We start from the raw sequence: 11,220 nt of genomic DNA on the forward strand, positions 1-11,220 counted from the left end.
CTTAAGAATGTTTTACCTTAGAATCTCACAAATCATCAAGTCAAATTGATACCTATCTCTCTTTGCTTTATCTCACGAAGTGTGTTTGAGAATTTGCGGAATGCTCTTAGGTGTTTTTGAAACTCCCAACAGGGCTTGTTCTTTTAAAAATGTATGTAGGCTCTTGTATTCTTCTTTTGTAAAATATCGCTTTTTGCCACAAGGCAAAGCATTAAGATTCACAAAGCCATAAGCTATACGGCGTAAGTCTAGCACCTCTCTACCAAATACTCCAAAAAACCGCCTTAACTCTCTATTTTTTCCCTCTGTGATACTTACTTTGAGTTTTGAATGTCTCTTATCATTTTTAAGAATCTCATAGTGTGCAAATGGGGCAAACTCCATTGCCACAATGTTACTTTTAATGTGCCCACCAGCCCTCGCATCTTCGCTTACCAAGCCCTTTTCCATAGCCTCTATGATTTCTTTTGTAATCTCACCATTAATTTTTACAAGATAGACCCGCTCTAAATGAGATTCCATTAATGCCTTAGCAACAGGTGTGCTATCAGTCAAAATAAGCAGTCCCTCACTTGCAAAGTCCAATCGCCCCACATACATAAAATGCTTAAAGCGACTTTCAAGGCTATCATAAATCACCTTCCGCCCACGCTCATCGCTTTTACTCACAAGCTCACCTTTTTGCTTATGATAGACAATGCAGGTAAATTGCTCCTTTGGCACAATCCTTTTGCCATCTATAAAAACACTCATACCCTCTCGTAATACACTCTGCAAACTCGCCTTGCTTTTTTCAATATTTACTCGCCCAGATTCTATAAGCTTATCCGCCTCTCTGCGAGAATATTTTGTATGATGAGCGATATATTGATTAAGACGCATTACTTCAAGCCAAAGAAGTTATTATTCCCCGCACTGACACTCCCTCTTGTTCTCATAAGCGAATAGTTGTTGCAACCAGATTCTATGCCATAATCACACGCCAAGCCAAAAAGCTCAATAGCCTTGCGTTTATCCTGCCTTACGCCAAAGCCACCATCATATAGCACACCTAGATTATTACAGCTTTGAATATGTCCGCTATCACACGCAAGGGTAAAATATTTTGCCGCATTATAGTAGCTCTTTTCCGCTCCACTTGATCCTGTGGCATACATCCAGCCCAGATTCCCACAGCCCACAATATCGCCCTGCTGACAAGCTACATAGTTCATCTCCACATAGCTCATTTTATCCTTTGTCATACCATAGACATTATAGGTGTTACTCATAAGCCCAAGGTTATAACAACCCAAATCGCTCCCTAGCTGACACGCACTATTATAATACGCCAACGCCTTTTGGTAGTCCTTTTTCACACCAACACCATTAGCATACATCCAGCCGATATTTGTGCAGCCTAGAGAATCTCCACCTTGACACGCCACTTCATAAAGCTGTGCAGCCTGATCTTTATCCTCTTTGACACCTTGCCCATTGTCATATGCCATAGCTAGATTAGCACACGCCACCGCATCGCCACCCACACAAGCTTTGTAATAATAATCTACTGCTTTTTGAGGATTAGGCACACCAGAGTTTGCCCCATACATATAGATAAGCCCCGAGCCAAAGCACCCTGCCGCATTACCCTGATCGCAAGATTGCATAAAGAGCTGCAACGCACTCTCATAATCCCCCTGCTTTGCAAAGCTCATTGCCGATTTAAGTGCGGTATTTGATTCATTAACATTTTCAAGCATATCATCAAGTGGTGCACCTGTGATTTGATGAGAAGGGGTGAGAGGCTGTGAGCCTAGAAGTCCGCTAGGTGTGTTATCCTGCCGTGGCGGAGTTGGTGTATTGACATTAGGGATATAATCTTCTTGTGTGCTAGGAGCTTTACTCATCTCTCCAGCAGTCTCTTGTGGCTCTGCAAGTAGCACACTCATCGTTATTGCTATACAAAAAAGCATACAAAGTTTTTTCATCGTATATCCTAGACTAAGAAATTACCTAAAACATTCAAAGCAAAAATAATGCCATATTAAAGACAAGATTCTATCTCACTTACCAGAATCCGATTCTGCGTCAGCTTTTTTGCTAGAATCGGAGCTTTACGAGCCGAGTGCAAGGAGTTTATTAAATATATGCGGTGGCAAATCCACACTTGCCAAATGACGAAGCACGAGACGAAGTAATCGCCGATTCTAGAATCTAACAAACTCCACAATGTCTACTGCGGAAGTATCTTGTGATGACTTTTTGGGTTGTGAAGCTTTTTTTGCGAGAAGCTACCTAAGCGGTAGTGCCGAAGCAAAAAAGCAAACTCCCAAAAAAGCGTGCAAGAGACAACGCAGATTAATGCAATGCACTATTTAGCTCAATCTTACGATTACTCCTAAAGGCTATCATTTTGCCACTTTGAGAATCACATCTAAAGTGGATTCCGTGTTTGCCAGATAGCTCTTTGCCTTTGTAGAGATTGCTCTCTTTGACAGCAAAAGTATCATTAATCTCTGCAATTTTTACCGCCTCTTCAGGCTTAATGTAAAACACTCCACCAGCTAACACCGCGATACCGCCATCTACAATACAGCCATCGCCTAGACTTATGCCTGTGGCACTATTCACACCCAGTAGGCAGTTTTTACCAATGCTAATAGGCTCACTATTACCCCCGCTTAGCACACCTAAGATACTAGCCCCTCCGCCAATATCCGTGCCTTCCCCCACAACCACACTTGAGCTAATGCGTCCTTCATTCATACACGCCCCCATAGCCCCAGCGTTAAAATTCACATAACTAGCTCCGGGCATTTGCGTATAGCCACCACTGCCAAGATACGCACCAAAGCGAGTTTTCGCAGAATCTAATAAGCGGATATTATCATATTGTGGAATGACTTGCATTAAATAGCGTGGGAATTTATCCACAAAGTCAATATGTGGAAACTCACCCTCCATTTTTAAAGCAATTTCATTCTCTCTAAGCCATTCTAGCTCATAGGGTTTATTCCCACTCCAAGCGACATTTTGCAATAGCCCAAAGATTCCATCAAGTTGCAAGGAACGCAATGGGGCTTTGCCAAGTGAAAGGGCTAGAAGTTTAAGATACGCAGATTCTACACTCTCGCATTTCTCATCTTTATAAATCACGCAGAATCTGTATCTCGCCCTACCGCCTTTTGTCTTTAGCTTACCTTTGTTGGCTCGTTTTTTAAGCTCTAATATTACTTGAATATTTTTGTGTGCTGACGGATCACTTAAAGCCTCGCTTAAAAACGGCTCATATAGCTCTAAAGCCTTATTAACAAACTCTTGATTAATGCCATACACCGCTTCATTTTCAGTTGCAGAGATTTGCTCCGCCTCCTTTGCACTTTGACATAGCACCGCATAAGTGCCGAGATTTTCACCTTTCCAATTCATTGTAGGATAAGTCGCACAAAGCACCGCTTTAGACTTTTTGCCAATCTCCACGCGTGAGATTCCAAAGCCTAGTGGCTCTTTGTATTCCCCACTTTTTTGATACCCATCAACAAACACCTTAAATCGCTCTACGCCCATAATCTACTCCTTCGTTTTTAGCTTGTTTTAGCATTGTATAGAATCTAAACTACATTTTGGTATATTTATAGGCTTTTACCGCAAACATACCCAGCCCCACAAGCACCACAAATGCCACGCATAGCCCCACAAAAAACCATAGAAGAGAAAAGAATCTATAATGCAATAAAAACAAAATAAGCCCGGTAAAAATAATATATCCTAGCATTCTTAAAAGCGAAAAACTCATCTGTGTGCCAAGCACAAAGCGAGTAGAAAAGCTTGAATTTTCCTGCTTTTCTTGATTGTGAGATTTTTTAGTTTCTTCTGCAAGTTGCGAATCTTGCGTAAGACTTTGCTGCATATCTAAATCCTGCCGTGAATCTAAGGATATAGAATCTTGCTCCTGTGCTTTCACTCTTTTTAGCACCCCCGCAAACGATCCTCCCACAATAGACACAAAACCCAAAAATGCCACTTCAAAACTCAATAACGCCTCCATACCAAAAAGCAACGCCACAAGCCCACCAATCAACGCTACTCCCAACACTACCCCTGTAATGCCTAGCCCAAGCTTGTAGGCATAATTTTTAGTAGTATTTGCTATTTTCATCTTCATCATCGTCATTTTGGGCTTTTTTTGAATCCTGTGGCTTATAGGCATAGCGTGGATTTTTAGCGAGTTCTTGTGCGTCTCTTTGCTGACGCTGATAGGCTTTGTAGATATTTAAAATCGCCGCTCCAATGCCCCAAGCTACACCAAGCCAAAAGCTCCATCTAGCCCCGCTTAGATATTCTAGCCCAATGCCTATGCCAATGCCTAAAGCCACTGCCACCACAATGGATATGCCCAAACTTAGCTCATTTGCACCGCTAACTACCGCACTTAAACGCGGTTTTTGCGATTCTTGTGTGGCTTTTTGTGTAGAATCTTGTATAGATTCTTGTGTGGATTCTAGGCTAGATACTTTTGAATCTTGTGAGTGTGAATCTAGCGTTGAGTGAGTTGCTTCAAGCTTAATAGAATCTAGATTCTGCTTTTTATCTATATTTTCCACTTTTTAGCCTTCAAAATGTATCTCTTTAAAGCTCTCTCTTGCCTTTTGTATCACTTCTTCAATCATCGCTTCATTCATCGCAGAGCAAATAAAACCTGTCTCAAACTGCGAGCAGGCAAAATACACACCCTTTTCTAGCATTTTTTGATGAAACTTCGCATATATCGCTACATCACTCTTTTTCGCATCATCAAAATTTTTTACCGCCCCTGCGTTAAAGAAAAAGCCAAACATACTGCCACGATAATCCACCTGCAATGGAATCTTATACTCCTGTGCGGCAGATTTTAAGCCCTGTGTCAAAGTTTTTGCTAAAGATTCTAGCTCATCATATAAATTTGGCTTTGATTTGATAAGTGAGAGTGTGGCTATCCCCGCACTTACGGCAATGGGATTCCCGCTTAAAGTCCCGGCTTGATACACGCCTCCAACGGGGGATAATATATCCATAATTTCAGCCCTCCCACCAAAAGCCGCCAAAGGCAACCCACCGCCTATCACCTTACCATAAGTAACCAAATCCGCTTCAATATCATAGATTCCCAATGCCCCATTCAACCTAGCCCTAAAGCCACTCATCACTTCATCTATGATTAAAAGGGCGTTATGCTCATCACATAGCTTTCGCAATGCGTGGAGAAACTCCCTATCAGCAGGGACAAAGCCCATATTCCCAGCCAACGGCTCAATAATCACACACGCCACATTCTTACTTTGCTCAAAACACGCCTTCACAGAATCTATATCGTTATACCTTGCTACTAAAGTATGCTTTGAAATATCGCTTGGCACACCCGGTGAGCTAGGAGTCCCAAATGTCGCACAGCCACTGCCTGCAGAAACTAGTAAGCTATCGCTATGCCCGTGATAGCAACCCTCAAACTTGATAATATCATCTTTATTAGTAAATGCTCTAGCCAATCGCAACGCACTCATAGTAGCTTCCGTCCCCGAGCTTACAAGTCGCATTTTCTCCACACTATTCGTAAGTGAGATAATCTGCTTTACAAGTGTTGTTTCTTTCTCCGTTGGCGCACCAAAGCTAAGTCCATCTTTGAGGGCTAGAGTAAGGGCAGATTCTATAAACTCATCAGCGTGTCCAAATATCAGCGGTCCCCAGCTTTGCACAAAATCAATATAGGCATTATCATCTTCATCATAGATATATGCTCCCTTGCCCCTAGCGATAAATCGCGGTGTCCCGCCCACAGAGCCAAATGCCCTAACAGGCGAATTTACCCCACCGGGAATAACCTGCTTTGCTTCATTAAAGTCATTAATACTATGTAAAATCTCCATATTTGTCCTTTACTTGCAGAATTTTTGACATTATAACAAGATTCTGCTTACATTATTTGTGAGAGCCAATTTATGATACCCGCTATCAAACTGCTTTATAATTTTTATCGTTACTTCATTACTCACAATACTTGAAGTTTAAATAACATTAGAAGGCTATTTGCATTTTTAATGGAAAATAAATATCGCAAGTATTGCAATAAACTTTTTCAAAGGAGACAAAAATGAAAAAAATCATCATGGGAATAGCTCTCATAGGTAGCATAGCGTGTGCGGCAACTATTGATGCACAAAAGGCAGAAGTTCAATGGACAGCATTTAAAACACCAGCTAAAATAGGTGTAAAAGGTAAATTTGATGATGTGCAGTTTAAATTTGGCACACCAAACAAAACTCAAAGCCTAGAATCTCAACTCAATAACGCCACAGCGACTATTGATATTATGAAAGTCAATACCAATGACGCGGGTAGAGATGAGACTTTACGCAAAAACTTTTTTGATAATTTCAACAAAAAAGAGCCTATTAAAGTAACTTTCAAAGATGTAATTGAAGGCAAAGATAAAGGCACGATTTTGGCAAATGTGCGAATGAATGGCAAAAGTCAAAAAGTGCCGATGCAATATGAGATTGTAAGCAAAAAGCTCGTCGCAAAAGGTGTGCTTGATTTAAGTGAGTTTGGACTTGAAAATGCGCGTACAAGCTTGCAAAAAGCAGTGGCAGATTTACACGAGAATCTTACTTGGTCGCAGGTGGAAATCGCCCTTGAAGCCCCACTCAAATAATCTCTCAAATAAAACACCCCCAAAGGCTACTTAAAATAAGTAGCCTTAGATACACTTAGATTCCACAACAAAACTAGAAAACAAAAAAACATAGTTAGGCATTTTATGAATAGGCTAAAAAATGTATGGTGTCAAAGGGGGGACTTGAACCCCCGACCTCCGGCTTATGAGACCAGCGCTCTAAACCAGCTGAGCTACTTTGACCTCTAAATCAAGAATCTATAAAGATTAAGAATCTAACAGAAAGCATTGAAGAAACAAAAGTCGCAATTCTAAGCAAAAAGCAACAATAAGTCAAGCACTTTCCCACAAAAGCTACTTCACACGCTATCACACTTTGCTACAATTCCTTTTTTTCACATAGCACCCGCACCCAACACAAAAACTACAAAATTTCTCATCTCTCACAGAAAATCATTTGGCACGGCCCCTAAAACGCGTGAAGTATATTGAGATTCTAGCACTTTATCATAGGCATTTTTATAGCGATTGATAAAATCATCAATATTCTTCTGCTCCACGCCAAAAGCCCTTTGTGCTTGAATCTTTTGATTATCAAGCCCATTTTGCTCCATATTTTTAGAATCTCTGCCTTGATAAAACTCTGTGAAGCGATACAGACTTTGAGCCATAAGCATTTTTTCCATCTCACTCATTCCTTCACTCGCCCATAAAAACGCCTTATATTCCTCATCACTCATTAACTCTAGCACCTTTAGCCCATAGGTAATGCGATTTTTATGCCCCTCTAAATCCTCCATTTTTGGGGCATTTGGCTCAATCTCGCTTGATTGCTTTACTTCTTGTGTGGTGCTTTCACCCACATTTTGCGTGTCAATTTTAGCAGCCGTGCTTTTTTGATGATACTCTTTTGTTTTTTCTTCTTTTAAAGATTTAGAATCTGTGGCATAAGATTCATTATTGCTGATACTAAAATTATCTTTATTCCTTACATAGCTCGTGTTTATGGGCATTTGAGAATGATTGAGATTCTGAATCTGCATTAAAGTCCTTTGGTATTCTGTGGCGTATTTCGCACAAAGCATTAGCAAAAATCGCTCCACATATCACAAAAAATTTAAACTCTTAATGTAAAATCAACACCTTTCATATCTTTAGTAAATGGGGGCAAGGTAATGGAATTTTCACATATACAAGGGCTTGACGAAGAATTTGTATTGCACACTTATTCGCGTTTTAAAGTCGCTTTCACACACGGAGAAAATGCGACACTCTATGACACGCAAAATAGAGATTATATTGACTTTGGCTCGGGCATTGGCGTAGTGAGTGTGGGACACAATAATCCAAAGCTCACTCAAGCCATCACCAAACAAGCTGCAAAGCTTTTGCACACTTCAAATCTCTACCATATTCAAAATCAAGCTGCCCTAGCTCACAATCTCATCACACTTTATCGTGATAACGCCCCTTTGCCTATGCGTACGTTTTTTGCCAACTCCGGAGCAGAAGCAAATGAATGTGCTATAAAAATAGCTAGAAAATATGGCAAACAACGCAATGCCTATAAAATTATCACGCTAGATTCTAGCTTCCACGGACGCACAATCACTTCGCTCAAAGCCACCGCACAAGAGAAAATGCACGAGCATTTTGGTCCATTCCCTGATGGTTTTGTGTATGCAAAAGATGTGAGTGATATTTATAATCTTATAGATTCAAGCACCTGTGCAGTTTTACTAGAGCTTGTGCAGGGAGAGGGGGGTGTATGCCCCTTAGATAAGACCCAGATTCAAGCCCTTGCCTCGCATTTAAAGCAAAAGCAGATTCTCCTTATGATAGATGAAGTGCAGAGTGGAATCTACCGCTGCGGCGAGATTTTTGCCTCAAAAGTGTATGGCATTAGCCCTGAAGTTATCACAACGGCTAAGGGCTTAGGCGGAGGCGTGCCTATCGGTGCAGTTTTAACCACACTCACTGATATTTTTGCCCCAAGCGATCACGGCTCAACTTTTGGGGGCAATGCTTTAAGCTGTGCGGCGGGGCTTTGTGTGCTTGAGATTCTAAGTCAAATGCACGAAAATGGGACATTGAAAGAGACTATCAGTTACTTTGATACCAAGCTAGATTCTCTTGTGGCGGCATTCCCGCAGATTTTTAGCCATAAAGTGGGTTTAGGGCTAATGTGTGGAATCCACACGCAAAATCCTAATTTACTCCCTAACATTGTAGAATCTGCCCTAAACCAAGGCGTTTTGGTGCTGAAATCGGGCAAGGGCGTTTTGCGTTTGCTCCCACCTTTAAGTATAAATAAAGATGAGATTGACTTAGGATTCTCTCGTTTAGAATCTGCCCTAAAAACCTTGTGAAAGCAATGCTCACTTTTAGCGAATTTATGTCCCAAAGCCTTTATGGAGAGAGCGGCTATTACGCAGATTCTAGCAGGGTAAGCAAAACAGGGGATTTCTACACTTCTGTGAGTGTGAGTAAGTTTTTTGGCGGCTCAATTGCCTCTTATATCCTTTCACTTTTAGAATCTAATGCCCTAAGTCTGCCCTTAAGGATTGTAGAAATCGGGGCGGATAAGGGCTATCTGCTAGGCGATATTGCCTTATTCCTTGATGCCTTGAGCGAAGTTTTGCCCCAATGTGAGTTCATTATCATTGAGCCACTCTCCACCTTAGCACAAACACAAAAGGCGTATTTGAGAGGCTTAAAGTTTTCTTGTGTTTTGGACTTTAAGATTGTTGAAAGCTTTGAAGCACTCTCGCAAAATAAAGATTCAAATCTTTTTATCATCAGCAATGAGCTTTTTGATAGCTTCCCTTGCGATGTGTTAGATTCAGGCAAAATGCTTTGTGTAAGCCAAGATTCTAAATGGTGTGGAATCTGGCAGAACCTAAATGCCAAAAATCTCTCCACCCTTTTGCCGCGACAAAGCCTTGAGATTTTAGACAAACTCAAATGCAATCCTTTGAAGTTTTGCGGTGTCCTGCCACAATGGCAGGATTTTATTTGCAATCTCTCACGCTTTGCTAAAGCCCATAAAAATAGCTATTTTGTGAGCTTTGACTATGGCAGGGAGAATCTTAGCCAAACGCAGAATCCTAACGCCAAATACTACAATCCGCTACATCATAACCCAAGATTCTATAAATCCCATCAAGTGCTAAGTTTAAAAGACTTTTTAGAGCAAGGTGGGGATTTTCACACACTTTATCAAAATGCGGATATAACCTACGATGTGGATTTTACACTGCTAGATTCCCTCCTGTGTGAGAATGGATTTCAAAAAATCTTTTGCGATACACAAGCAAAAGTGTTGATTGAAAAAATGCAGATTCTAGAATTATTACAGACTTTTTCACAACAATGCGGATATAATACTTATCTTAAAGAAATTCACAAGCTTAAAACGCTCTTGCATACGCTAGGAGAGCGGTTTTTAGGTATATGCTACACATTCTCTCAATAGTCTCTCAAAACACGCAAAAATATAAACAAAACTTAAACTTCAAAAAGATAGAATCCCGCCTTACAAAAATCTTACAAACAACAAACCTCAAGGAGACATTATGTTTCGTTCATTAAGTGGAAAGCTTACTATCGGGGCAGTAGCGATATTCTCTATCATCATTATTATCATCAGCGCCTTTAATTTTAATAAGACAAAAAATGATGTAACAGAAATCTATCAAGGTATTCAAGCACAAACACTAGAATCAGCCTATCATAGCATTATGATAACAATGGGCGATGAAGCACAGGAGCATTTAAGGGTATTAGCAAGAGATATTGTCAATACTGATAAAAATAATGTCGTGCAGCAAAGAATTATTCTTAATTCAGCTTCATCACTCATCAAATATCCCTTAATGTTTATCGTATATGAAGATGATGGAAAGGTGATTTTGCAGGATTATAATCAACACGGCACAATGTCCTTTTCATCAAATTGGGAAGATGTGGGCGGTATAGATTTACGCAAACGCCCTTGGTATGTAGAAACAAAGGCAAAACAAGCTGGGATCATCACGCCTGTATATGTCAGTGAAGTAGGTAAGCACAAGGGAGAATCTTTTGCGACCGCTACAATGCCTCTCATCAAAAATGGCAAGTTTGTTGGCGTTGTGGGATTTGACATTGGTGTGAGTGATTTTCAGGCAAGATTTAGCTCCTTTAAGAATCCAGAATTGCCCTCAATGAGTGTGTTTTTAACAGATTCAAATGGAGCGATTTTCTCACACGAGGATATGGATTTTGTGAAAAGTGGCTTGTCAAAAGAAGTAGAGAATGCACTTAAAGATGCACTTACAAAAGATAAAAAAGGCTTTATTGATTATAACTTAACCTTGAGAAATGGGCAGGTGGTTGATGAGTTTGGATATTATAAGCAATTCCCATTTGGCTGGACTATCGTTTCTACCGCCGATAAAGCTGACTACACAGAAGCTATCAATAAAATTCTTGTAGAAACAATTATCTTAGCCACGATAATGATCGTGCTAGGAGCAGTGGCGATTTTCTTCCTTATTAGGGTTTTCACAAATCCTATCAATACGATTAAAGAGTCCTTGGTGGCATTCTTT

The 11,220-nt window shown here is 40.4% G+C and carries 11 protein-coding genes and 1 tRNA gene; 4 read left to right on the forward strand and 8 right to left on the reverse strand.

The features are described 5' to 3' along the window. Positions 1-72: 72 nt before the first annotated feature. From HCCG_RS02605 to hemL, 6 genes are all read right to left on the reverse strand, one after another. Positions 73-882 (reverse strand): pseudouridine synthase, encoded by an 810-nt coding sequence (locus tag HCCG_RS02605; protein WP_002955859.1) that lies wholly within the window; start codon positions 880-882, stop codon positions 73-75. After that, complete coding sequence (locus HCCG_RS12940) at positions 882-1,970, reverse strand: tetratricopeptide repeat protein (protein ID WP_015453853.1); 1,089 nt, start codon at positions 1,968-1,970, stop codon at positions 882-884. The genes HCCG_RS02605 and HCCG_RS12940 overlap by 1 nt, the downstream gene beginning before the upstream one ends. 370 nt (positions 1,971-2,340) lie before the next feature. Then, positions 2,341-3,549 (reverse strand): 2,3,4,5-tetrahydropyridine-2,6-carboxylate N-succinyltransferase, encoded by a 1,209-nt coding sequence (locus HCCG_RS02615; RefSeq protein WP_002955861.1) that lies wholly within the window; start codon positions 3,547-3,549, stop codon positions 2,341-2,343. Between the two features lie 49 nt (positions 3,550-3,598). Continuing rightward, complete coding sequence (locus tag HCCG_RS02620) at positions 3,599-4,147, reverse strand: hypothetical protein (RefSeq protein WP_230197832.1); 549 nt, start codon at positions 4,145-4,147, stop codon at positions 3,599-3,601. Next, positions 4,119-4,586, reverse strand: a complete 468-nt coding sequence (locus HCCG_RS02625; protein WP_002955863.1) for an AtpZ/AtpI family protein — start codon at positions 4,584-4,586, stop codon at positions 4,119-4,121. Before HCCG_RS02625 ends, HCCG_RS02620 begins: the two co-directional genes overlap by 29 nt. A gap of 3 nt (positions 4,587-4,589) precedes the next feature. Then, the gene (gene hemL / locus HCCG_RS02630) at positions 4,590-5,885 is read right to left on the reverse strand and encodes a glutamate-1-semialdehyde 2,1-aminomutase (RefSeq protein ID WP_002955864.1); all 1,296 of its coding nucleotides are present in this window, start codon (positions 5,883-5,885) and stop codon (positions 4,590-4,592) included. A gap of 224 nt (positions 5,886-6,109) precedes the next feature. Here hemL and HCCG_RS02635 point away from each other — a divergent pair, with 224 nt between their 5' ends. Further along, positions 6,110-6,670, forward strand: a complete 561-nt coding sequence (locus HCCG_RS02635; protein WP_002955865.1) for a YceI family protein — start codon at positions 6,110-6,112, stop codon at positions 6,668-6,670. A gap of 126 nt (positions 6,671-6,796) precedes the next feature. Here HCCG_RS02635 and HCCG_RS02640 read toward each other — a convergent pair. Next, a tRNA-Met gene (locus tag HCCG_RS02640) sits at positions 6,797-6,874 on the reverse strand. A gap of 200 nt (positions 6,875-7,074) precedes the next feature. Continuing rightward, positions 7,075-7,722, reverse strand: coding sequence for a hypothetical protein (locus HCCG_RS11515; RefSeq protein WP_133246297.1), 648 nt, complete (start codon positions 7,720-7,722; stop codon positions 7,075-7,077). Between the two features lie 84 nt (positions 7,723-7,806). On the opposite strand from HCCG_RS11515, the gene HCCG_RS02650 reads away from it, so the two are divergent. The 3 genes from HCCG_RS02650 to HCCG_RS02660 form a co-directional block, all read left to right on the forward strand. Continuing rightward, positions 7,807-9,000: an aspartate aminotransferase family protein gene (locus tag HCCG_RS02650; RefSeq protein ID WP_002955867.1), complete on the forward strand. Its 1,194-nt coding sequence runs from the start codon at positions 7,807-7,809 to the stop codon at positions 8,998-9,000. A 26-nt stretch (positions 9,001-9,026) separates the two neighbouring features. Beyond that, on the forward strand, positions 9,027-10,106 hold the full coding sequence (locus HCCG_RS02655; RefSeq protein WP_230197836.1) for an SAM-dependent methyltransferase: 1,080 nt from the start codon (positions 9,027-9,029) through the stop codon (positions 10,104-10,106). A gap of 100 nt (positions 10,107-10,206) precedes the next feature. Then, a partial coding sequence (locus tag HCCG_RS02660; RefSeq protein ID WP_002955871.1) for a cache domain-containing protein occupies positions 10,207-11,220 on the forward strand: 1,014 nt, incomplete at its 3' end.

It is taken from the genome of Helicobacter cinaedi CCUG 18818 = ATCC BAA-847 (assembly GCF_000155475.1).
Taxonomy (GTDB): Bacteria; Campylobacterota; Campylobacteria; order Campylobacterales; family Helicobacteraceae; genus Helicobacter_C; species Helicobacter_C cinaedi.